A 22,247-nucleotide genomic window follows, 5' to 3' on the forward strand; every position below is an offset into this window, starting at 1 on the left:
CGCTATGCTGACGTTTTTCATTAAACGCCCGCGTTTCGCCATGGTGATCGCGCTGGTTATTACCCTGCTGGGGGCGATTGCGCTCAGGCTGATCCCGGTGGAGCAGTACCCGCAGATCACACCCCCGGTTGTGAATGTGTCAGCCTCCTGGCCGGGTGCCAGCTCGGCGGACGTGGCGGAGGCCATCGCCACGCCGCTGGAGACCCAGCTTAACGGCGTGGACCACATGCTGTATATGGAGTCTACCAGCTCGGACGAAGGGGCTTACAGCCTGAACATTACCTTCGCGGCGGGCACCGACCCGGATCTGGCGGCGATCGACGTGCAAAACCGCGTGGCGCAGGCCGTCGCGCAGCTGCCCACCGAGGCGCAGCAAAACGGCGTTCAGGTGCGCAAGCGCGCCAGCAATCTGATGATGGGGGTGAGCCTTTACTCACCGGGTAGCACCCACTCGCCGCTGTACGTGAGCAACTACGCCAGCACCCAGGTGCGCGAGGCGCTGGCGCGTCTGCCGGGCGTGGGGCAGGTGCAGATGTTCGGCGCGCGAGACTACAGTATGCGCATCTGGCTGCGTCCGGATCGCATGAACGCCCTGAACATTACCACCGATGACGTTGCCCAGGCGCTGCGTGAGCAGAACGTGCAGGGTGCTGCGGGGCAGGTCGGCACGCCGCCGGTGTTTAACGGCCAGCAGCAGACGCTGACCATCAACGGGCTGGGGCGTCTTAACCAGGCCGACGATTTCGCGAACATCATTATCCGCGCAGGCGAGCAGGGCCAGCTGGTGCGCTTGCAGGATGTCGCCACCATCGAACTGGGTTCCCGCAGCTACAGCTCCGGCGCGCAGCTTAACGGCCATGACTCCGCCTATCTCGGGATCTACCCCACGCCGTCCGCCAACGCCCTGCGCGTTGCCGACGCGGTGCGCGCCGAGCTGGCGCATCTGGCAACGCGCTTTCCCGACGATCTGACCTACGAGGTGAAGTTCGACACCACCCGCTTTGTCGCGGCGACCATCAAAGAGATTGGTGTATCGCTGGCGCTGACCCTGCTGGCGGTGGTGGTTGTGGTCTCGCTGTTTTTGCAAAGCTGGCGCGCGACGCTGATTGTGGCGCTCGCCATTCCGGTTTCCCTGATTGGCACCTTTGCGGTGCTCTATACGCTGGGCTATTCCGCCAACACCCTGAGCCTGTTCGCCATTATTCTGGCGCTGACGATGGTGGTGGATGACGCCATCGTGGTAGTGGAGAGCGTGGAAACGCTGATGGCGGAAGGGCAGAGCCGGACGGCGGCCACCGCGCAGGCGCTGCGCCAGATTGCCGGGCCGGTGATTGCCACCACGCTGGTGCTGCTGGCGGTGTTTGTGCCGGTGGCGCTGCTGCCGGGGATCGTCGGCGAGCTGTATCGTCAGTTTGCGGTCACGCTCTCGACCGCCGTCACCCTCTCAAGCCTGGTGGCGCTGACGCTGACCCCGGCGCTGTGCGCGCTCCTGCTGCGCCCGCGTCCGGCACGACCGGCCGCGATGTTCCGCGGGTTCAACCGTGGGCTGGACGCCACCCGCCGCGCCTATACGCGTCTGGTGAACGTGTTCAACCTGCGCCCGCTGCTGGCGCTGGCGGCAACCGTCGCGGCGGCGGCGGTGGTAGCGTTCAGCTTTATGGCGATGCCGAAAGGCTTCCTGCCGCAGGAGGATCAGGGCTACTTCTTTGCCAGCGTTCAGCTCCCGGAAGCGGCGTCCCTTGAGCGTACCGAAGCGGTGATGACGAAAGCGCGGGCGCTGATCGCCGCCAACCCGGCGGTGGAGGATGTGATTCAGGTGTCCGGGTTTAACATTCTCAACGGCACCAGCGCGTCCAACGGCGGGTTTATCTCGGTGATGCTAAAAGACTGGAGCCAGCGCCCGGCGCTGGATGAGGTGATGGGCGAGCTGCAACGCCAGCTGTTTGCCCTGCCGGAAGCGACGATCATGACCTTCGCGCCGCCGACGCTGCCGGGGCTGGGCAACGCCTCGGGCTTCGATCTGCGCATACAGGCGCAGGCGGGACAAAGCCCGGCGGAGCTGGAGCAGGTGACGCGCGGCATTCTGCTGAAGGCGAACCAGCATCCTCAGCTTAACCGCGTGTTTACCACCTGGAGCAGCAACGTGCCGCAGCTGACGTTAAGCGTTGACCGCGAGCGGGCCGCGCGTCTGGACGTGCCGGTGTCGCGCATCTTCAGCAGCCTGCAAACCGCCTTTGGCGGCACGCGGGCGGGGGATTTCAGCGTTAACAACCGGGTCTATCACGTGGTGATGCAAAACGAGATGCAGTGGCGCGAGCGCGCGGAGCAGATAAGCGATCTGTACGTGCGCAGCAACGGCGGCGAGCGGGTGCGGCTGAGCAACCTCGTCACCATCACCCCGACCGTCGGCGCACCGTTTTTGCAGCAGTACAACCAGTTCCCGTCGGTGTCGGTGAGCGGCTCGGCGGCGCAGGGGGTAAGCAGCAGCACGGCGATGGCGTCGATGGGCGAACTACTTGCTGAAAACCTGCCAGCCGTTTACGACTACGCCTGGAGCGGGATGTCGTATCAGGAGCAGCAGACCGGGAATCAGGCTGTCTGGATCGTGCTGGCGGCGGTGGTGATGGCGTGGCTGTTCCTGGTCGCCCAGTATGAGAGCTGGACGCTGCCCGCCAGCGTGATGCTCTCGGTGCTGTTCGCCATCGGCGGCGCGCTGGTGTGGCTGTGGGCAGCCGGATACGCCAACGACGTGTACGTGCAGATTGGCCTGGTGCTATTAATTGCCCTCGCAGCGAAAAACGCGATATTGATCGTCGAGTTCGCCCGCGCGCGGCGCAATGAAGGGCTGGCGATTGTTGATGCGGCGCGAGAAGGGGCCTCACGCCGCTTCCGGGCGGTGATGATGACCGCCGTGTCGTTCATTATCGGCGTGTTACCGATGATGCTGGCGACCGGTGCCGGAGCGCAGAGCCGCCGTATCATCGGCACCACGGTGTTCAGCGGAATGCTGGTGGCGACCGTTATCGGGATTGTCTTTATCCCGGCGCTGTTCGTGCTGTTCCAGCGCCTGCGCGAGTGGGGCCACGGCCTTACGGACTCGTCGCCCACAGCTCGCAGTGCTTCTGAACCAGAGAAATAAGCGAGCCGCCGTCGGCGATAAAGTCCCGCATTCGCTGCGCCTCGCTCTTGCCCTGTTTTAACATCAGGGCAATTTCTTTAATTGCGCTTGTCGCGCCGAGCTTATCGGCCGACGGCGCAACCTGCTCCAGCAGCCACGCAATATCCTCTGCAATCGTCTTCTGTTCCCCGGTGTGAACGTCGGTCAGTATGCCCTCCAGCCCGTAGCGGCAGGCCTGAAAGCGGTTAAAGCGGTAGAGCAGAAAATCTTTTTCCTGATGCTTATACGGACGCGTGGTCAGCAGCCAGTGCGACGTCGCCTGGATCAGCCCGGCAATGTTGAGGGCGTGGGCCAGGGTCAATGGCGTATCCATCACCCGCACCTCCACGGTGCCAAAATGCGGGCTGGGGCGAATATCCCAGTGCAGATCTTTAATGCTCTCGATCATGCTGGTGGAACTCAGGCGGCGGAACAGCCCTTCAAACTCCTGCCAGCTGTTCACAAACGGCATCTGGCCGTTGTCCGGGAAGCCGGAAAAGATATTCAGGCGCGACGAGGAGAACTTGGTGTCCGTCCCCTGCATGTAGGGGGACGACGCCGCGAGGGCGATAAAGTGCGGGACAAAGCGCGACAGGCCGTGCAGCAGGTAGATGGCATCGTCCCCGGTCCGACAGCCGACGTGAACGTGCTGGCCAAACACCGTTGCCTGCAAAATCAGATAGCCGAAGCGCTCCAGGGTGACGTTGTAGCGCTCGTCGGCGCACACCTCCTGGCGCTGCCATTTCTGGAACGGGTGCGTCCCGCCGCCGCAGATCTGGATATGCTGCGCCGCCGCCGCCCGCAAAATGCTTTGCTGCATCGCGGAGAACTGCGCGGCCGCCTGGTCAATGCTCTGACACACCCCGGTGGCGATTTCGAGCATACTTTCGGTGATGTCGTGCTTCACCTCGCCGCCTTTGATGTCGTCTTTGACGGCGGCGATCAGAGGAGAGGAGTCCTGGCTGAGATCGTAGCCCGGCGGATTGACCACCTGAAGCTCCAGTTCGATGCCGAGGGTGTAGGGTTCTGACGATTTGAAATCAGGTAGGGGCATGGCGCACTCCGTTGTCTATTTTAACGTAATTATAGACAAACAAAATCGCCTGAGGCGGAGGGGTAATTTACCGCGAGCGTGTGTGGCGATAATAAATATTGGTCAGCGTTTATTATTATTCGTTATGAAACGAGTGCCTGTTATCGGGGCAGCCAGTTTCGCGTTACTGAAAATTCCTGGTTTATATGATTTATTGAGGTGAAACAATAAATTAACATCAGTGAATTTCTTTTTTTATGATTAAAAATCAATAGCTTATGTTTCTATTCCTGTGGTTTAATTTCCTGTGCAATTACCTGCGTAATTAAAATTCTTAATTAAAAGGCGCGCTGTTTACGGCGTTATTCGGCCTTTCATATACTGTGCACTAAGGAATTACTCAAGGGACTTTCTCCGGTATTTACCTTCAACTAATAATCTTTTCCAGACACGGAAGAGGCTTCTTTTGCCTGATATTTCATACATCCTCTGGAGGTCGTTATGAAAAAAAAAGGAATTATCGCTCTCTCAGTCCGCTCTAAAAAATCGGCGCTGGCATGCAGTATCGCCGGGGTGCTGGGCGGCGCTTTCAGCATCTCTGCGAGTGCGGATATAGACAGTTGCAACGTGAGCGAGGCAGGAAAAGCGACCTGCACCTCCTGGCTTGGAGCAGCCGATGCGAAAAGCATTTTCGATCTCTGGGATACCGTCCTGATTGAATCAACCAAAGACGTTCTCTATTTGTCAGCGGAAGATCTGGGTACGATATCCAACAGCAATGTGACGCTAAAATCCACTGGCGGGGCGGGAATTTATCTCAACGGCGGCAGTGCAGCTTTGAGCGGAAATGTCCGAATTGAATCGTCAGGGAACGGGATCTATCTTGCGCAAACCAATGTTTGGCCACCGCGCGGCTCCACGCTGACGGTGGGGGATAATCTGAACGTCTATGCCGAAACGGGCATGGGCATTGCGGCAGAGATAGCCAACCATATTGACGGTAACCGCATTACCGTGGGCGAAAATGCGGTCATTCGTACTGCGGGCGATGCGTTCAGTAAATTGACGAATCGTTCTGATACCGGTTACGGCGTCTACGCCGGCGCGTCTTACTTTGATTTAACCTCTTCCCGCAATCACTCTTTTTTCACCTGGTCAGCCAGCGTCACGCTGGGGCACAACGCCTGGGTTGAAACCCTCGGCGAAAATGCGCACGGGGTCTATGCCAATAAAACCGGCCTGGTGGATACGGGGGATATCACCGTTCAGACCTGGGGTAAGGGAGCCTCTGGACTGGTCGCAGAAGATGGATATAAGGCCCCTCGTCCTGCCATGTCACCCATGCAGGCGGCAATGGGTGTGAGCGAATCCTTTCCCTCCGAAGAAATCGAAATCGATCGTTCCGGATGGGCAACGCATTTCGACGGTGGACGTATCTATCTGAACCGTGACGTCAACGTGCAGGTCAATGGTGAAGAGAGCTACGCCATGTTTGCCTCCGGGCATTTGGCTTATATCGGCTCCGGATATCTCGACGGTCCGCAAAGTGAAGGCGTTTATCAGGTTAAAGGCGACATGTTAACCGAACGCGAGGGGACGATTGACCTGCGTATGATCCAGGGTTCCGTGTTCTCCGGTATGGCTGACTCTACGCAGCTGAACGCGGACGGCCAGCTAAACACCACGGATAATGGCTACATCTACCTGAACATGAAGGGTGACACCAGCCTGTGGGATATGACCAGCAGCTCGGTAGTCACGCGTATGGATCTGAACGATGCCCGCCTGACCTATCGCGCGCCGGTTAGCGCAGAATCTTTTTCTCCTGCCTACCTGACGGTGGTGGAGAACTATTCCGGCAACAACGGTCTGCTGACGCTCAATACCGTGCTGGGTGGCGATGACTCTCTGACTGACCAGCTTCACGTCCTGGGCGACGTTGAAGCGGGCAATACGCGGGTGAGCATTAACAACATCGGCGGTAAGGGCGCGCTGACCCAGGAAGGGATTGAAATCGTGACCGTAGGCGGGGAATCCATTGGTACCTTCACCAAAGCCAGCCGTATTGTCGCGGGTGCCTATGATTATGACGTGGTGCGTAAAGGAGAGAACTGGTATCTGATGAGCGCGGTGACGCCGGTGGTGCCACCGGATCCCGAACCCCCGGTCGATCCTGTCCCACCCGATCCGGTTGACCCAGTGCCACCAACCGATCCAGTGCCGCCAACTGACCCGGTACCACCAACCGATCCGGTACCACCAACCGATCCGGTGCCACCGCCTGGACCGGACCCCGTGCCGCCGCCGAAAACACCTAAGCCCGAGCCCGTGGTCCGTCCGGAATCGGGTGCCTATATTGCCAATCATGCGGCGGCCAACGGCATTTTCGTGATGCGTCTGCACGACAGGCTTGGCGAAACGCAGTACACGGATGCGCTGACCGGGGAAAAGAAAGTGACCAGCCTGTGGCTGCGTCAGGTGGGCGGACATAACGTCTTCCACAGCGCCGGACAGCTGACCACCCAAAGCAATCGCTATGTCGCGCAGCTGGGCGGCGATATTGCGCAGTGGTCGTCGGACGGAAAGGATCGCTGGCATCTTGGCGTAATGGGCGGTTATGCAAATAACCAGAGCAACACCCGCTCGCGCTGGAACCACTATAAGGCCGACGGCACGTTAAGCGGCTACAGCGCGGGTATTTACAGCACATGGTATGCGGACAACGAAAACAAGGAAGGGCTGTACACCGACAGCTGGCTCATTTACAGCTGGTTCAATAACCACGTGAAAGGGGATGAATTACCGGCAGAGCGCTATAAATCCCGCGGGTTTACGGCGTCGGTAGAGGCCGGATGGACGGAACATATGGGCGCCTTTTACGGTAGCAAAGGCACGTTGAATAATTGGTACCTTCAGCCAAAAGCCCAGGCTATCTGGATGGGCGTTCGCAGCCGCGCGCACACCGAAGATAACGGTTCGAACATCTCGTTTGGCGGTGACGGTAACGTGCAGACGCGACTGGGGCTGAGAGCCTATATTAACGGGCACCACAAGATCGACGAAGGCAAGCGCCGGGAGTTTGAGCCATTTATTGAGGCAAACTGGCTGCATAACACGAAAGCCTTCTCGGTCACCCTGGACGACCACACCATCAGCCAGCAGGGGGCGCGCAACATCGGGGAACTTAAAACCGGCGTAGAAGCGAAGCTGGGCGACCGTCTGAATATGTGGGGGAATATCTCCGTCCAGATGGGTGGAAAAGGCTATCACGATGCGCAGGCCATGTACGGGATCAAATATCAGTTCTGATCTGCGATTTAAGGGGAGTTAGTCATCCCTGTACCTGAACGCCATCACGTGAGTTGATGGCGTTTTTTTTACAGACCCATGATCGCGCCGCAGGTTAAAAGTTCATTAATATTGCTGACGCCTAATTTCGCAAACAGACGACTGCGTTGGGCATAAACGGCCTGGGGGGAAATAGCCAGCGCGGTGGCAATCTCCGACACGCTATGCTCGGCGATAATTAACCGTAGCAGCGTCTTATCTTCTGGCGCCAGGCTGCGGGTGTGATTGTGCAGCGTTTCCAGACTCGCTCCGTATTCGGTGGTCATTATCCGGAATAGCGTTTTTTTTATAAAGTTGAGATCCGGTTTACAGGGCAGGAAATTGATTTGCGAGGTAAACGAACATCCTCCGCTGGAAAGGAAAAATACGTTATTAAACGTTACCGTGGACTTGCTTTCTGATAACAGGTTATGGAATTGACGAAAGCTGTCTCTTTCGATTACCAGACAGTGTTCACTATTTTTTGACAGTTTTCCGATATCAAGTTCATCCGGCGTGTTAAAGGTTTTGATATCGCATAATTTCCCGGTCTTGTGAAAAATCATCGGCTGAAGATTGTTAACGAGATACGTCATTCCGAGATTCAGGTAATTATTCTTACAAATAATTAACAGCGACAGGGCGGGTGGGGAAGGATGAGAGAGTGACGTGTTCATTACGGGCTCCTGAATTAATTTGGCACAAAATATCAGCCTTCTTAGGTGTGTCAAATCGTGTCCAGACTGTCTTATTCAGGTAACTGACCCGTTTATAGAACTCTTTTCGTAAAATATCGTCATGCATAATTTATCTACACAGCATTACACACGTAGTCAATATTTTAACGCACTGTTGAAGTGCAGTTTAATTACCGCATCGTGCAATATCAGTCATACTCTTCACTGTTAGGGTAAAGATCTTATCTTTTATAGGGTTGGAAGATATAAAAGAATGAGCCCGTCTTCGGACAAAAATTTACGTTTATAAAACGGAATGTCATTAATTCGCCGTCCCAATACGGTGTGATGATCGCATCTGAAATGGTTATCGTGCTGACCTTGCGCTAGCCACAGCCTAGCTGCGTGTAGAGTTCTTGTAAACTTTTAACACCGACTTTACGGTACAGGCGAGATCGCTGCGCATAGATTTGTTTGATATTCATCTTCAGCACTTTCGCCATCATCGGTGGCTGAAATCCGTTCATGATTAAGCTCAATAATAACGCTTCATCATGGCTTAAATACTGGTGTATTTGTTGTACGGAGGGCATCTGACCGGATAAAGCGCGTCGTGTAATTTCAAGCAGGCACGCGCACGTTTCGTCTAACCTTGCGTTACTGTGCAAAAAAAGAGGCGCCTCTTTACTGTAACTGTGAATTTTCGAGATAAAGGTGACGCCATCAAATAACGCGAGAACCGTTTCTGCCGAACGGTCTTTTTTCTTGCCGACGCAGAGCCTCGGATCGAAATCCGTAATCAGGATATTCCCTTTATCCTTAGAGATTTTTCTGGCGTCAAGTTCATCAATATTATTCACGCGTATAACATCATAAAACCGTGAGTTTTCACTCAGAAGCCTTGGTGAGATGGATGCAACAAGCGCTTTTAATCCATAAAAGAGATAGTGGTTCAGCGTGACAATCGCAATAGTGCTATTTCCTACGGGAGTAGGGTTTTTATTATTTTTACAGTCGTACATGATCGCTACCTTCCTGGTACTAAAAGGACTGCCAACGCGCTGTTAATGTTGTTATATGCAATGCTGCGCGCCATTAATCATGGTGCCATGATGTGTGTAATAATTATGGTGTTTTTCAAATGAAAGTAAACGCATTGGAAAAGACTTGTTATATTTTCAGATTATATTTTTGTTTTTCACAATAAAGCGTGAGCCTGTATTTAAGAGAGCTTAATGATTGTAGAAATAAGCGCGGTAGTAGATTTTGCTTAAGCGAGTCAAATGTCTCTTCAGTAGCCTTTAGTCCTGAGGGGTAAGGATTCTGCGGCAGGTTTTTCTGAATGTTTCTTGGTTGTGAATGATATGTGTAAAAGGTTAATTTAAGATTCTACTTAAGCAAAACCAGGAATTTTCCAGCGATTTGGCTGGAGAAGAAGCCCCCATTTTCTGAAAGCGGGGGCCAGGGCTGGAACAAGGTTATGCATTGTGGGCAGACAACGCCGTGGCGCTCACATTTTAGAGTGGTATAACTGTTAGCAGGCTTAGCGAAGAGGGGAGTTAACCATGTCTGACTATCCAGCCATCGCGCTGATTGGGCCCGGCGCGATTGGGACGACCATCGCCGCAGTGCTGCATGACGCCGGGCGCACGCCGCTGCTGTGCGGGCGCACCGCGCACCCGGAACTGCGCCTGCGCCACGATGACGGTGAAATTGTGATGCCTGGGCCGGTATTAACCGATCCAGGTGTCGTTAAGCGCCCGGTCGATCTGGTTTTTGTGGCGGTGAAAACCACACAGAACGCCGACAGTGCCGGGTGGCTGCGCGCCCTGTGCGATGAAAACACCGTGGTCTGCGCCCTGCAAAACGGCGTGGAGCAGAAAGCCCAGCTTGAGCCGTGGGTCAACGGCGCGACGGTGCTGCCGTCGGTGGTCTGGTTTCCGGCCCAGCGCGAGCCGGACGCGTCCGTGTGGCTGCGCGCTAAACCGCGTCTGACGCTGCCGGACGTGCCGCAGGCAGCAAGCGTCGTCGAGGCGCTTCAGGGCACGCGCTGTGCGGTTGAGCTGTCGGCAGATTTCACCACCGTCGCCTGGCGCAAGCTGCTGCAAAACGCGGTTGCCGGGCTGATGGTGCTCGCTAACCGACGCGCCGGGATGTTCCGCCGGGACGATATCAGCGAACTGGCGCTGGCCTACCTGCGCGAGGGGCTTGCGGTTGCGCGCGCCGAAGGGGCGAAGCTGGATGATTCTGTCGCACAGGAGATCATGACCAACTTCCAGCGCGCGCCCGCTGATTTAGGCACCTCGATCCTCGCCGACCGTCAGGCCGACCGCCCGATGGAGTGGGATATCCGCAACGGCGTGATCCAGCGCTACGGCCGCGCGCACGGCATTGCGGTGCCCATAAGCGACGTGGTGGTGCCGCTCCTGGCGGCGGGGAGTGAGGGGCCGGGCTAATGCCGAAAGCGGTTTTAAAATGGGTGGCGGTACGGATGAAAATCTGGCATCAATTCCCTACAAATGGCGCTTGCATCTTTGTCCCATGCTTCCAGAAGGGAAACATTATTGGGTGGGGTGTGAGTTGACTACGTGGGACCTTCAGCGGCTCCACGTTTTTAACATGTTCGTCGTAATAGAATCCGGTTATTAAGCGCTACCAATTTAGGCGGTGGTCACAAGATAAAGAAGTGGATGGTATGGCCGTGGCGCCTTCAGGAATGTTTGGTGAGAGGGGAAGGAGCAGATGATGGTTTGCTTACAACCGTATTTGGGTATTTGTGAAAAATACGTCCGCTTTGTGCCAGAAGCGGACGTAGTGTTTAGGCATGCTTGGTCAATAAATCCGCTGGATAGATGTACATTGCCGGGCTTTTCTTATAAGCCCGGCGATACAACCAGTAACAACCATTTTGAGATGGTGTTTAACGGCTTTGCCTGGTATTTGGCATAAACAGAGTGGCAAATCCCAGTAAAGGCAGAAAAGCACACAGGCTATAGACCCACTCGATGCCATATATGTCCGCCAGTTTTCCTAGACCTGCAGCGGCGAGCCCACCCACACCAAACATCGTGCCAAACATAATCCCTGCCACCATTCCTGCACGACCGGGGACGATTTCCTGAGCGTAAACAACGAGCGCGGAGAATGCTGAAGACAGAATCAGGCCGATAAAAATGGTGAACACGATCGTCCACACCAGGCCGACGTGTGGCAGTAACAGTGAAAAGGGAATGACGCCTAAGAATGAGATCCAGACTACGGCCTTACGGCCAATGCGATCGCCTACCGGTCCGCCGGCAAAAGTCCCGACCGCCACGGCCGCAAGAAACGCAAACAGGCAGAACTGCGCGTGCTCCAGCGACATGCTGAAGCGGTGGACGAGATAAAAGGTGAAATAATTGCTCAGCGAAGCGATGTAGGTAAATTTGGCGAACATTAGAACGCTGACTACAACCAGGGCCTGGAATACTTTCGCCTTCGAAAGTTTCTGTCGCGGGGCGGCGCCGTGGCGCTTCATATGCGCCTGGCCGTGCCGGGCGGACCACTGGCTAAGCCTGGTCAGAATGACAATAGCGACAAGCGCACAAAGCATCAGCCAGGCCACAGAAAGCTGACCATGAGGAATAATCAGCAGCGCAGCCAGCAGTGGGCCGAACGCCGATCCCGCATTCCCGCCAACCTGAAAAGCAGACTGAGCGGTACCAAATCGTCCCCCCGATGCCATGCGGGCGATACGGGAGGCCTCCGGGTGGAATACGGACGATCCAACGCCAATCAGCGCAGCGGCAAGCAAAATCACCATGAAATTTCCGGCAACCGCGAGCAGCCCAATCCCCAGGAAGGTGACCCCCATCCCTGCGGGCAACAAAAATGGTTTAGGGTGTTTATCGGTGTAAAGCCCGACCCAGGGCTGAAGTAAAGACGCCGTTATCTGATACACGAGAGAGATCAGGCCAATCTGCGCGTACGTGAGCGTAAAGCTCGCCTTAAGCATGGGGTAGATCGAGGGCAGAACGGCCTGAATCATGTCATTACAGCCGTGCGCGAGCGCTGTTGCACCCACGATGCTGACAAGGAACCCCTGAGAGGAGCAGACCGTTTCTGAAGAAGGTATCGTAGGGGGATGCTCAGGTTCTGTTGAATGCGAAGCCATATTGTTGTCTCTTTGCAGATGAAGCTAAGTCGGTTTTAATGGTGCGTTTTTTGCTACAGTTGTCCGTAATACCTGTGTTCCACGGGCCAGGACGCCGTCAGCCAAATGATCATAAATGCAGACCTTAAATCTGAAATGCCAAACAATATAGATAAAGCGCCAAGACACGACGAGACGATCGGATGGTCTGTGCTTGCCAGAAGCTACCGGCGGGGTGATATCGATCCGCCCCATTACCACGTTGAGGGGCAACTGCTTTATGCAACTCAGGGGGTGATGCTCGTTGAAACGGGAGAAAGGCGCTGGATTATCCCCCCACAGCGCGCGCTCTGGCTGCCGGCGCTTCAGGAGCACAGTTACAGCCTGCTTTCACAAACCGAGCTTCGCACAGTTTACTTCAGCCGTAGCCTCATTGCCGCCTGCAGTCGCTTTACCAAAAGCGATGACGTCCACGTCATTACAGCGACGGCCCTGGTGAAGGAGTTGATTGCCGGTCTGTTCAGCCCTGAATACCAGGAGACAAGCCAGCGGACAATGGCACTGTTATTGATGGAAATCCTGAGTGAAGCAGAGCACCGAGTAACCGAACTGCCGATGCCGCAGGATGAGCGTCTGTCCCGGGTGGCCACCGACCTGCTGGTTAACCAGCGCTGGGGAGCGCCAGTGAGCGAACTGGCGGATTTGGCGACTATGTCAGAACGTACCTTTTCCCGGCTTTTTATACGGGACACAGGGTTCAGCTTCAGAAACTGGAAGCAGCGGGCGCGGATCTGCGTCTCGCTGGATCTACTGTCGTCAGGCGTTCCTGCCAAGCAGGTTGCCTATCAGCTAGGATTTTCCTGCCCGGCCGCGTTTACGGCGGCATTCCGCTCTGTAATGGGCGCAACACCCCGTGATTTTATGACCTAATTTTTGCCTCTACAGGTTTTCTCAATGAAAGCATAAATAATTCCGCCAGCAACTAATCGTCCTATTAAATCCTGTTAAGGTGAACTTCCGCTTATCGCTCATAGCGGACTCCGCGTTACCCCAGACGGTCCGCTGCGTGCCTGAAGCGGACATTCATTTACCACTAAACTCTAATTTAGAGGCTGCTCTTTATTATCTTATAGCTGTTTGCGAGTTGAATAGCGTAGCTCATCAACCAGCAAGCTAAAAGCTGGCGTTGGCTGGCGGTGGCTCGGATAGTAAAGATGGTACCCGGAGTAAGGTTCACACCACTCTTCCAGAACGCGAACCAGTTGTCCTGATGACAGATAAGGTTCCAGCTGCCCTTCAGGCAGATAAGCAAGACCCCGCCCTTCTAGCGCTGCCCTGAGTATCATACTTCCGGTATTGAAGACCAGCTGGCCGTCAACCCGCACATTCAGTTCTCGCCCGTCTTTCTCAAATTCCCACGCATACAGTCCCCCATGCCCCGAGAGCCGAAGATTGATACAGCAATGCTCGGTAAGTTCCTGAGGTATCACCGGAGCAGGTCTGTCAATGAAATAGGCTGGCGAACCGGCAACCGCCATGCGCATATCAGGCGCGATGCGAACGGCAATCATATCTTTTGCAATGGTTTCACCGGGGCGCACTCCGGCATCAAATCGATCTCTTACAATATCGGTCAAACCGTAATCCGTCAGGATTTCAACCTTAATATCCGGATAGGCTTTTACCAGGCGGGATACCGCCGGCCACAGAACTGACTCTGCTGCATACTCTGTTGCCGTAAGCCGTATCGTACCCGCAGGCTTATCGCGGAGTTCGCTCAGCACCATCAACTGGCGCTGGATATCTTCAATCTGAGGCCCGACAGAGGCCATTAACCGCTCTCCGGCTTCTGTGGGCACAACCCTTCGGGTGGTTCGATTGAGCAAGCGCAGGCCAAGCTGAGCCTCCAACCCGCGGACCGTCTGGCTCAGCGCGGACTGTGAAACACCCAGCCGTTTTGCCGCGCGTGTAAAGTTTTGCTCCTTTGCAACCACCATAAAGGCAGCAAGGTCATTCAAATTCTGATCGGACATTAAGAAGCTCTCCTTATAATTTCAATCTCATATTACCCTCTAATCACTTAATAAGTCCTCCGATATACTTTCTTCCGTTCACTAATTAATCAGGCCTGACGACTGTAATGCAATAAAAACGTCAGCATTCCCGATGCCACAATCCGGATTGCGGATGCGCCAATAATTTATGAAACAAGACGGCAGATAAACGGAGGTTAATGATGTGCGGAAAATGTGAAGACAACAGTCATCCGGACGCGCCAGCGTCCCCGACCCGGAGAAAGGTTCTGATGGCCGGGGCCGGCCTTGCTGCAGCATCAACGCTGGCGGTCATGCCGGGAAAGGTACAGGCACAGGAATCTGCCGCTCAGGCAGGTAATGGACCCTGGCGTGTTCGTGCCTGGGGCAACCGGAATCCGGAGGGGCAATTTGTTCCCCTGGAAATTTCCCGCCGGGCACTTCGTCCGAACGATGTCCTCATCGACATTATGTACTGTGCTATCTGTCATTCAGATATTCATATCGCCAGGCAGGAATGGGGGGCGCCTTACCCTGCCACCAATTATCCCTGTGTTCCGGGGCATGAGATCATCGGGCGTGTCGCTGCCATCGGAAGCGCGGTGACGAAATTCCGGCCGGGTGATATTGCGGGTGCCGGTGCCATGATTGATTCCTGCGGGGAATGCGAGAACTGTGTTAACGATCTGGAACAGTACTGCCAGAAAGGCTGGACGCTGAATTTCAACTCGCCGGATAAAATTTCGGGCGGCTATAACTATGGCGGTTTTTCCCAGCGTGTGGTGATCCCCGAACGTTTTACCGTTCGCATCCCACCGGGAATGAATCTTGCCGCTGCGGCACCGTTAATGTGCGCCGGCATCACCACCTTCTCACCCCTTGAGCACTGGTCGGTTGAAGCCGGGCAACGGGTCGGGGTTATTGGCATGGGCGGGCTCGGGCATCTAGCCGTCAAGCTGGCCGTCGCGCGCAGGGCTGATGTTACGGTGTTCACCACCACTCAAGGAAAAGTCACGGACGCGAAAAAAATGGGGGCCCGGGAGGCTGTTGTCTGGAACGATCCTGACGCCCTGAAGCCTTATGCGAACCAGTTTGATTTTCTTATATCAACGGTGCCGACGAGCGTCCCCACTCATCCGATTACTAATATGCTTCGCCTGGATGGTACCTACGTCATCGTCGGAGCCCGTGAACCGATAGAAGACGTCCGCGGTTCCGGGCTGTGGCTTCAGCGTCGGCAGGTCTCAGCATCACTGATGGGTGGCATGGCAGAAACTCAGGAGTTCATCGATTTCTGTGCCCGCCGTAACATTGTGGCCGATATCGAGCTGATAAAGCCCGACCAGATAGATCGCGCCTTTGAGCGAATCAAAGCAAAAGACATTCGTTATCGTTTTGTTGTGGACTTTACGTAAGCAGACACCCATTTAGCCGAAAGTAATCCGCGAGGTGAAAGATGAAAGCGATTATTGCTGCAGCAGCCATGTCCGTACTGGGTGCCACCCAGGTTTCTGCCGAAAGTATCGAAATCCGTCGTAACGGGCAGACCCCTTCTGTCGTCGGCAAGGCCGATAACTTCTCGGGTCATGCGGTTGTCAGCCCGTTGTTGCCGCCAAACGAGTCCACGCGTGCCAATCTGGGCCAGGTGGATTTCGCCCCGGGTGCGCGCACGGCCTGGCATACCCATCCCGCCGGGCAGCTGCTGATCGTCACGGCAGGCAAAGGCTGGGTTCAGGAAGAAGGTAAGGCTCGTCAGGATATAGCCCCCGGGGATGTCGTCTGGATCCCTGCGACCGTTCGCCACTGGCATGGCGCCACGGCGACGTCCCCCATGAGCCATCTGGCCATGACGTATATGGTGGACGGTAAAAACGTGGACTGGCAGGAGCCCGTCTCCGACGAACAGTATCAGTAATCCGGAGGTCAGATGAAAACTTCAACGGCAGTTGCGCTGGCGCTTTCTCTCGGATCGGCTGGCGCCATTGCAGAAACGGGGGCACAGCGGGGCCCGCTGTCAGACACCGACACAGAGGCAGTATCTCCCGCACTCGAACGCTATGCGAGCACCAGGCTGGCAGGAGACCTCTGGAAAAGAAAGGATTTGTCGCCACGCGATCGCAGCCTCGTTACCGTTGCAGCGGTTATTGCCCGGAATCAGACTGTACTTTTACCGGAGCAGCTGGAGCTGGCGCTGAAAAACGGTGTTAAGCCGGCTGAGCTTTCCGAAACCATCACGCAGCTGGCGTTCTATGCCGGCTGGGGCAATGCCATTGCGGCCGCAGCGGTAACGAAAGAGATATTCCTGCAAAAAGGAATTAACGCTGAACAGCTTCCTCGCGCGGAGGAGGCGCTGCTGCCGATCGATGAAAAAGCTGAAGCAGCTCGCGCTGCACGCGTAGAACAGAGTATCGGTAGCGCGGTGCCGGGGCTTGTCAGCGACACCACCGACGTGCTTTTCCGGGAGTTGTGGCTGCGTCCCGGGCTTGCACCACGGGACAGAAGTCTGGTGACCCTGTCTGCCCTGATTGCAAACGGGCAGATACAGCAAATTCCGCCGCACCTTAACCGGGCAATGGATAACGGCCTGACCCGGCTGCAGGCATCCGGCGCACTGAGTCACCTTGCGTATTATGCCGGGTGGCCCAATGCTTTCTCCGCAGCGCCGGTTTTCAAAACGGTGTTTGAGCAGCGTGAGTCGAAATAACCATTCCTTACAGGAGGTCAGTATGTCTCAGGGTATCGAAAACAAAATCATCGTCATCACCGGTGCCAGCAGCGGCCTGGGAGCAGAAACAGCCCGACACCTGTCGAAACTGGGCGCAAAGGTGGTCCTTGGGGCGCGCCGTATGGAGAAGCTTGAGCAACTTGCCGGCGAACTGGGGCTGAATACCAGAGCCATACTCCGCACCGACGTGACGGACCGCACCCAGGTCCAGGCCCTCGTTGACCGGGCGGTAGAATTGCACGGCCGTATTGACGTCATCATCAATAACGCCGGCTTAATGCCGAGCTCCATGCTCGACAAGCTGAAGGTGGATGAATGGGACCGGATGATCGACGTGAACATTAAGGGCGTACTTTACGGTATTGCCGCCGCGCTGCCGTATATGAAAGCGCAGAAGTCCGGACAGTTTATCAACGTATCGTCTGTAGCCGGGCACAAGGTTGGACCCGGCGGTGCCGTATATGCAGGGACGAAATGGGCCGTCCGGGCTATTTCAGAAGGTTTGCGCCAGGAAGTGAAGCCCTGGAATATCCGCACGACTATTGTTTCCCCGGGCGCGGTAGATACCGAACTGACCAAAACCATCACCGACGAAGATATTGCGAAAGGTATGTCGAAAACCTACGAGAATGCAATCCCGGCAGAGGCTTTTGCGCGGGTCGTTGCATTTGCCATCAGCCAGCCTGACGACGTGGATGTTAACGAAATACTTTTCCGGCCGACCGTGCAGGTTTATTAAACCATCAACAGGCGGGTAGCTGACGCCTGCATTATTTCCGGATGGTTTATATCATCCGGAAATAAAAAGAGCTGTATCAATTAACGCTTCCTTGTAGACAGGAAATTCAAACCGGAATTTTCTGCGGGCCACATCGTGCCCTAAAAACGAAATACGTAAACGACATTCTGTTCATTAAAAGGTAAGGGGCTGCATTAAATGCCTGTAAAACATTCTCACAATAACTCCGGTACCCGGGTTTTCGCAGCGCTGATGCCGGTAATGGCTGCGGTACTGGTCGGCTTTATTATTATCGGTGTGGCACTTCCCGTCCTGCCGCTGCATGTCAAAAATGACCTGGGCTTCGGGACGTTTATCGTGGGCCTGGTCGCCGGGGCACAGTTTGCCGCATCGCTGATTTCCCGGGTGTGGTCCGGGAGTTATTCAGACAGGCGCGGCGCCAAAAAGGGCGTGGTGGCCGGGCTTATCGCTGCTGCCGTTTCAGGACTACTGTACCAGGTGTCGCTCTGGTTCGTCGGCATGCCGGTACTGTCTGTGGGTGTTTTGCTTGCCGGGCGCGCAATACTGGGCGGGGCGGAAAGCTTCATCATTACCGGTGCCGTGGCATGGGGTCTGGCCCTCGTGGATAAGGAGCATGCAGGTAAGGTTATCGCCTGGGTGGGTACCGCGATGTTTGCCGCTATGGCTCTCGGCGGACCGGTGGGGACGCTGTTATTTGATGCTTTCGGCTTTGAGGCGATCGCACTGCTGACGTTCCTGCTTCCGCTGCTGGTACTGGCGTATCTCGCCCGTATGCCCGCCGTGGCGCCTCATCCCCATGCCGCACAAGCCTCCTTTGGCTCCGTCATGCACGTGGTCTGGTTACCCGGACTGGGCGCCGCGCTTGCCAGCACGGGCTACTGTACCATCCTGGCCTTCAGCTCACTGTATTACAGCGCCATGAACTGGCAGCCCGTCTGGATGGCATTCACGGCCTTTGGCGTTGCGCTGATTGTTGCCAGAACCGTTGCCGGTCATCTGCCAGATCGCTTTGGTGGCGCACGTATTGCGCTGATTTTTGTGCTCGTTCAGGCCGCCGGGCTCTTTCTGATATGGCTTGCGGGTACGTCCCTGATTGCGACTATCGGTTCAGCGTTAGCCGGTTTTGGCTACTCACTGGTTTACCCGGGCCTCGGTATTGAAGCCATCAGTGGTTCAACACCCCAGAACCGCGGCATGGTGATGGGCATCTACACAGCATTTCTTGACGTGGCAATGGCGATCGGCAGCCCTGCGCTCGGCTGGGTAGGAGGACATCTTGGGCTGAACGCGATATTCCTGGCCGGCGCGCTGGCAGTGCTGTCCACTGCTGTGGTGGCATCCCTGCTGTTAAAACGCCCGGACCAGAGTAAACAAAATGCGGCCTGAAAAGGTCCTGCTGTCCGGAGGTTTATTGTTCTCCGGATTCTTCACTCCGTTTGTCTTAACACCGTTATTTAATTCAGGAGGTAATATGAAACTGCATTCAAAAGGGAAATTAAAAACCCTGGCCGCGCTGACAATACTGAGCGTTGCTTTGGGTATAGGGGCAAGCACAGCCGTCGCTGCTGATATGTCCCACGGTGCGAATAATTTCTATAAAAGCGATAAGGTGAAGACTGAAACCGTTAAATTCAAAAATATTTACGGTATGGAAGTCACCGGCACGTTATTTACTCCCCGCACTATGGAGGCCGGTAAAAAATATGATGCCCTTATTGTCGGCCATCCTTTTGCCGCAGTAAGACAGCAGGCTGCTAACCTCTATGCAACTAAAATGGCAGAAGCCGGATTTGTTGCGCTGTCCTTCGACCAGTCCTTCTGGGGAGAGAGTTCAGGTACGCCGCGTGGCGCCGTGCTGCCTGATGTTTATGCAGAAAACTTCAGCGCCGCAGTTGATTTCCTCGGAACGCGCGCATTTGTGGATCGTGAAAAAATTGGCGTGATAGGTATCTGCGGTAGTGGCGGCTTTGCCATCGCCGCGACAAAAATGGATCCCCGCATTAAGGCGCTCGCCACTGTTAGTATGTACGATATGGGCGAATATTTCCGTACCGGTCTGAACCATGAGCGGACCGTGGAAATGAGAAACAAGGACCTGGCGATTGCTGCAGAACAACGCTACAAAACCGCTGAAACCGGGCAACCTGTTTATGGTCCTGGGCAAAACGATCCGGTGTTCATCGAAGGTAAAGAGTCCAATGACTTTTATCAGACGGAGCGCGGTAAGGTGGCATCAAACGATCGCCGCTCAACACCAGCAACCTATGCAAAATTCATGAACTTCCATCCGTTTATTGATATTGAGTCCATTTCACCGCGACCAATACTCTTTGTCGTGGGTGATGCTGCACCATCCCGCACCTACACCGATACCGCCTATAAAATGGCGGCAGAGCCGAAAGAGCTTGTGGAGATTAAGGGCGCTAACCGTATCGACCTGTATGACCGCACTGAACTCATCCCGTGGGATAAGCTGGTGTCATTCTTTAACACCAATCTCAAAACAGATAAATAATGCGCTATTTGAACGGCACTGTTGCAGTGCCGTTATTCCTGAAAATATAAAAACAATGGAGAGTTTTATGTTCAAACCAGCCATGCTTGCTCTGGCGTCCCTGACGGCGGTGTCATTCTCATCCTTGGGGGCTGAGGCCGAAGGTATCCGGGTCAAGATCACCGCGGGTGACCAGGTGATGACGGCAACGTTTTATGACAATGCCACTACCCGGGCACTGGTCTCACGTTTTCCGCTGACGCTGCCCATGGAAAATTTATATGGACGTGAAATGTGTTACCGGTTCCCGGATGCGCTGCCGGCAAACGAAACGAAAACCAGCGGTTATGAAGTGGGAGATATTGTTTACTGGGCACCCCGCCACAGCTTCGTCATCATGTACAAACAGAACAATGAACAGATCGGTAATCTTCAGAAAGTGGGCCGTATCCACTCTGGGGTTGGGATTTTCAGGCATACGGGTAATATCGATGTGACATTTGAAATGGCACATTGAGCCGCCATTCAATTCCGATAATTTGACGCAGCGGCATGAGTTATCTTCATTGAGGAGAACTTCAGTGTCTGCTCCTCGCTCCTACCAGACATTCAATAAAGAGCGTCATACCTCCTTAACGCCGAAATCCTGCTCCTCCCCCAGCAGAATTTCGGCCTCCCGGCACCCGCCTCAATGCGCCGTTATATAAGGCTCCTTCTCAAACTCTGCCAGCAGCCAGACCATATCATGCAGCAATCCCGCAGTCGCTTGAGCGCCGCCAGCAAAGGTGACGAACAGCGCTTTCTACATAGGTTACTTGCAGGTTTGCGAGGCGTCTTCCAGAACGGCACTGTCGGGTGGCGGCTACGCCTTACCCGGCCTACAAAAACAAATACCCAACACAGCGATACGAACCGTAGGCCCGTGCAAGCGCAGTGCCGCCGGGCACAGCCGCACCATCACCCCTCATTCATCATCGCTAAAAACCGCTTCACCGTGCGCGAGCGTTCAAACCGCCGCCAGCAGAGCGCGATATCGGTAAAAAGCTCCGGTGAAGTTAACGCGTGATAGGTAACGTTCGGCGGGGAAATGGCCGCCATAGATTTGGGCACCAGCGCGAATCCGCCACCTGCGGAGACCATGCTCAGGGAAGAGGAAAGCTGTGACGATTGCAGCGCGTGCTGCACGTCAATCCCGGCCCGCTCGCAGCAGCCGTAAACCCGCTCATACAGCCCCGGCGCGACCTCCTGCGGGAACAGCACCACCGGGGTATCTCGAAGCTGCTCCAGCGCCAGCGAATCGCACGCCGCCAGCGGGTGGTCGCGATGCAGCGCCACCACCATCGGCTCCCGGTCGAGAATGTTGATTTCGAACGCCTTGCTGCTCTCGCACGGCAGACGCACAAAGGCGATATCCAGCTCGCCCTCCGCCAGCATCGTCGTCAGCGAGGACATATTGGCCTCCACCTGATGAACCTGCACCGCCATGTTCTGCACCTGGTACTGGCGGATCAGGGCGAAAATTTTGGGATGAAAGGCGTCGGAGCTGGTAATGCCAATCGACAGGCTGCCGTTCAGCCCGCGCGCGATGCCGCGGGCTTTTTCCAGCGCGGCGTCGCTCATCGCCAGGATCTTACAGGCATCCTCATAGAACGCTTCTCCCGCTTCGGTCAGCTCCACGCCCCGCGTCAGGCGTCTGAACAGCGGCGTGCCGACCTCCTCTTCGAGCCGTTTAATCTGCTGGCTCAGAGGAGGCTGTGAAATACCCAGCGCTTCGGCCGCTTTTGTGAAGTGTCGCTCGCGTGCAACCGCGACAAAGTACCGCAGATAACGAAGTTCCATATCTAAAAGATCTCAATCCAGCATGGTTTCTATATTGGAACTCTATGCTGAATCGGGTCAACATTTATTC

Annotated in this window: 17 protein-coding genes; 11 read left to right on the forward strand and 6 right to left on the reverse strand. The window is 55.4% G+C overall.

Annotated elements, in window-relative coordinates; genetic code table 11:
- The first annotated feature begins 4 nt into the window (after nucleotides 1–4).
- Complete coding sequence (locus ACSVHP_RS07200; protein WP_447551435.1) at nucleotides 5–3,139, forward strand: efflux RND transporter permease subunit; 3,135 nt, start codon at nucleotides 5–7, stop codon at nucleotides 3,137–3,139.
- Here the strand turns inward: ACSVHP_RS07200 and ACSVHP_RS07205 are convergent.
- The gene (locus tag ACSVHP_RS07205; protein WP_417315204.1) at nucleotides 3,090–4,211 is read right to left on the reverse strand and encodes a YbdK family carboxylate-amine ligase; all 1,122 of its coding nucleotides are present in this window, start codon (nucleotides 4,209–4,211) and stop codon (nucleotides 3,090–3,092) included. The genes ACSVHP_RS07200 and ACSVHP_RS07205 overlap by 50 nt on opposite strands.
- A gap of 480 nt (nucleotides 4,212–4,691) precedes the next feature.
- On the opposite strand from ACSVHP_RS07205, the gene ACSVHP_RS07210 reads away from it, so the two are divergent.
- The gene (locus ACSVHP_RS07210) at nucleotides 4,692–7,499 is read left to right on the forward strand and encodes an autotransporter outer membrane beta-barrel domain-containing protein (protein WP_447551436.1); all 2,808 of its coding nucleotides are present in this window, start codon (nucleotides 4,692–4,694) and stop codon (nucleotides 7,497–7,499) included.
- A 68-nt stretch (nucleotides 7,500–7,567) separates the two neighbouring features.
- On the opposite strand, the gene ACSVHP_RS07215 is transcribed toward ACSVHP_RS07210, so the two are convergent.
- Both ACSVHP_RS07215 and ACSVHP_RS07220 read right to left on the reverse strand, forming a co-directional pair.
- Entirely contained in the window at nucleotides 7,568–8,194 is a 627-nt protein-coding gene (locus tag ACSVHP_RS07215) for a helix-turn-helix transcriptional regulator (protein WP_417315689.1), read from the reverse strand.
- 386 nt (nucleotides 8,195–8,580) lie between these two features.
- A complete protein-coding gene (locus tag ACSVHP_RS07220; RefSeq protein ID WP_447551438.1) occupies nucleotides 8,581–9,216 on the reverse strand; it encodes a hypothetical protein in 636 nt (211 codons plus the stop codon).
- A 543-nt stretch (nucleotides 9,217–9,759) separates the two neighbouring features.
- On the opposite strand from ACSVHP_RS07220, the gene ACSVHP_RS07225 reads away from it, so the two are divergent.
- Nucleotides 9,760–10,650: an oxidoreductase gene (locus tag ACSVHP_RS07225; RefSeq protein ID WP_447551440.1), complete on the forward strand. Its 891-nt coding sequence runs from the start codon at nucleotides 9,760–9,762 to the stop codon at nucleotides 10,648–10,650.
- A gap of 464 nt (nucleotides 10,651–11,114) precedes the next feature.
- Here the strand turns inward: ACSVHP_RS07225 and ACSVHP_RS07230 are convergent, their stop codons facing one another.
- Nucleotides 11,115–12,347: an MFS transporter gene (locus ACSVHP_RS07230; RefSeq protein WP_447551441.1), complete on the reverse strand. Its 1,233-nt coding sequence runs from the start codon at nucleotides 12,345–12,347 to the stop codon at nucleotides 11,115–11,117.
- Nucleotides 12,348–12,482: 135 nt separating this feature from the next.
- Here ACSVHP_RS07230 and ACSVHP_RS07235 point away from each other — a divergent pair, with 135 nt between their 5' ends.
- Entirely contained in the window at nucleotides 12,483–13,256 is a 774-nt protein-coding gene (locus ACSVHP_RS07235; protein WP_447551458.1) for an AraC family transcriptional regulator, read from the forward strand.
- 197 nt (nucleotides 13,257–13,453) lie between these two features.
- On the opposite strand, the gene ACSVHP_RS07240 is transcribed toward ACSVHP_RS07235, so the two are convergent.
- Nucleotides 13,454–14,359: a LysR family transcriptional regulator gene (locus ACSVHP_RS07240; protein ID WP_447551442.1), complete on the reverse strand. Its 906-nt coding sequence runs from the start codon at nucleotides 14,357–14,359 to the stop codon at nucleotides 13,454–13,456.
- A gap of 272 nt (nucleotides 14,360–14,631) precedes the next feature.
- Here ACSVHP_RS07240 and ACSVHP_RS07245 point away from each other — a divergent pair, with 272 nt between their 5' ends.
- From ACSVHP_RS07245 to ACSVHP_RS07275, 7 genes are all read left to right on the forward strand, one after another.
- Complete coding sequence (locus tag ACSVHP_RS07245) at nucleotides 14,632–15,774, forward strand: NAD(P)-dependent alcohol dehydrogenase (protein ID WP_447551443.1); 1,143 nt, start codon at nucleotides 14,632–14,634, stop codon at nucleotides 15,772–15,774.
- A gap of 41 nt (nucleotides 15,775–15,815) precedes the next feature.
- Complete coding sequence (locus tag ACSVHP_RS07250; protein WP_265193932.1) at nucleotides 15,816–16,274, forward strand: (R)-mandelonitrile lyase; 459 nt, start codon at nucleotides 15,816–15,818, stop codon at nucleotides 16,272–16,274.
- Nucleotides 16,275–16,286: 12 nt separating this feature from the next.
- The gene (locus ACSVHP_RS07255; RefSeq protein WP_447551445.1) at nucleotides 16,287–17,063 is read left to right on the forward strand and encodes a carboxymuconolactone decarboxylase family protein; all 777 of its coding nucleotides are present in this window, start codon (nucleotides 16,287–16,289) and stop codon (nucleotides 17,061–17,063) included.
- Nucleotides 17,064–17,085: 22 nt separating this feature from the next.
- The gene (locus tag ACSVHP_RS07260) at nucleotides 17,086–17,823 is read left to right on the forward strand and encodes an SDR family oxidoreductase (RefSeq protein WP_265193930.1); all 738 of its coding nucleotides are present in this window, start codon (nucleotides 17,086–17,088) and stop codon (nucleotides 17,821–17,823) included.
- A 198-nt stretch (nucleotides 17,824–18,021) separates the two neighbouring features.
- Nucleotides 18,022–19,230: an arabinose transporter gene (locus ACSVHP_RS07265; protein ID WP_447551446.1), complete on the forward strand. Its 1,209-nt coding sequence runs from the start codon at nucleotides 18,022–18,024 to the stop codon at nucleotides 19,228–19,230.
- 85 nt (nucleotides 19,231–19,315) lie between these two features.
- Nucleotides 19,316–20,359 (forward strand): alpha/beta hydrolase, encoded by a 1,044-nt coding sequence (locus tag ACSVHP_RS07270; protein WP_447551447.1) that lies wholly within the window; start codon nucleotides 19,316–19,318, stop codon nucleotides 20,357–20,359.
- Between the two features lie 67 nt (nucleotides 20,360–20,426).
- A complete protein-coding gene (locus ACSVHP_RS07275) occupies nucleotides 20,427–20,855 on the forward strand; it encodes a cyclophilin-like fold protein (protein WP_447551448.1) in 429 nt (142 codons plus the stop codon).
- Nucleotides 20,856–21,295: 440 nt separating this feature from the next.
- Here ACSVHP_RS07275 and ACSVHP_RS07280 read toward each other — a convergent pair whose 3' ends face one another.
- Nucleotides 21,296–22,177, reverse strand: a complete 882-nt coding sequence (locus ACSVHP_RS07280; protein WP_234674960.1) for a LysR family transcriptional regulator — start codon at nucleotides 22,175–22,177, stop codon at nucleotides 21,296–21,298.
- Nucleotides 22,178–22,247: the final 70 nt, after the last annotated feature.

Source organism: Enterobacter sp. 186315, from assembly GCF_053290175.1.

What these genes read in the sequence shown, in the direction of transcription:
- ACSVHP_RS07200 (WP_447551435.1), top strand. Translation starts at nt 5, where the DNA reads ATGCTGACGTTTTTCATTAAACGCCCGCGTTTCGCCATGGTGATCGCG.
- ACSVHP_RS07205 (WP_417315204.1), bottom strand. Translation starts at nt 4,211, where the DNA reads ATGCCCCTACCTGATTTCAAATCGTCAGAACCCTACACCCTCGGCATC.
- ACSVHP_RS07210 (WP_447551436.1), top strand. Translation starts at nt 4,692, where the DNA reads ATGAAAAAAAAAGGAATTATCGCTCTCTCAGTCCGCTCTAAAAAATCG.
- ACSVHP_RS07215 (WP_417315689.1), bottom strand. Translation starts at nt 8,194, where the DNA reads ATGAACACGTCACTCTCTCATCCTTCCCCACCCGCCCTGTCGCTGTTA.
- ACSVHP_RS07220 (WP_447551438.1), bottom strand. Translation starts at nt 9,216, where the DNA reads ATGTACGACTGTAAAAATAATAAAAACCCTACTCCCGTAGGAAATAGC.
- ACSVHP_RS07225 (WP_447551440.1), top strand. Translation starts at nt 9,760, where the DNA reads ATGTCTGACTATCCAGCCATCGCGCTGATTGGGCCCGGCGCGATTGGG.
- ACSVHP_RS07230 (WP_447551441.1), bottom strand. Translation starts at nt 12,347, where the DNA reads ATGGCTTCGCATTCAACAGAACCTGAGCATCCCCCTACGATACCTTCT.
- ACSVHP_RS07235 (WP_447551458.1), top strand. Translation starts at nt 12,483, where the DNA reads ATGCCAAACAATATAGATAAAGCGCCAAGACACGACGAGACGATCGGA.
- ACSVHP_RS07240 (WP_447551442.1), bottom strand. Translation starts at nt 14,359, where the DNA reads ATGTCCGATCAGAATTTGAATGACCTTGCTGCCTTTATGGTGGTTGCA.
- ACSVHP_RS07245 (WP_447551443.1), top strand. Translation starts at nt 14,632, where the DNA reads ATGGCCGGGGCCGGCCTTGCTGCAGCATCAACGCTGGCGGTCATGCCG.
- ACSVHP_RS07250 (WP_265193932.1), top strand. Translation starts at nt 15,816, where the DNA reads ATGAAAGCGATTATTGCTGCAGCAGCCATGTCCGTACTGGGTGCCACC.
- ACSVHP_RS07255 (WP_447551445.1), top strand. Translation starts at nt 16,287, where the DNA reads ATGAAAACTTCAACGGCAGTTGCGCTGGCGCTTTCTCTCGGATCGGCT.
- ACSVHP_RS07260 (WP_265193930.1), top strand. Translation starts at nt 17,086, where the DNA reads ATGTCTCAGGGTATCGAAAACAAAATCATCGTCATCACCGGTGCCAGC.
- ACSVHP_RS07265 (WP_447551446.1), top strand. Translation starts at nt 18,022, where the DNA reads ATGCCTGTAAAACATTCTCACAATAACTCCGGTACCCGGGTTTTCGCA.
- ACSVHP_RS07270 (WP_447551447.1), top strand. Translation starts at nt 19,316, where the DNA reads ATGAAACTGCATTCAAAAGGGAAATTAAAAACCCTGGCCGCGCTGACA.
- ACSVHP_RS07275 (WP_447551448.1), top strand. Translation starts at nt 20,427, where the DNA reads ATGTTCAAACCAGCCATGCTTGCTCTGGCGTCCCTGACGGCGGTGTCA.
- ACSVHP_RS07280 (WP_234674960.1), bottom strand. Translation starts at nt 22,177, where the DNA reads ATGGAACTTCGTTATCTGCGGTACTTTGTCGCGGTTGCACGCGAGCGA.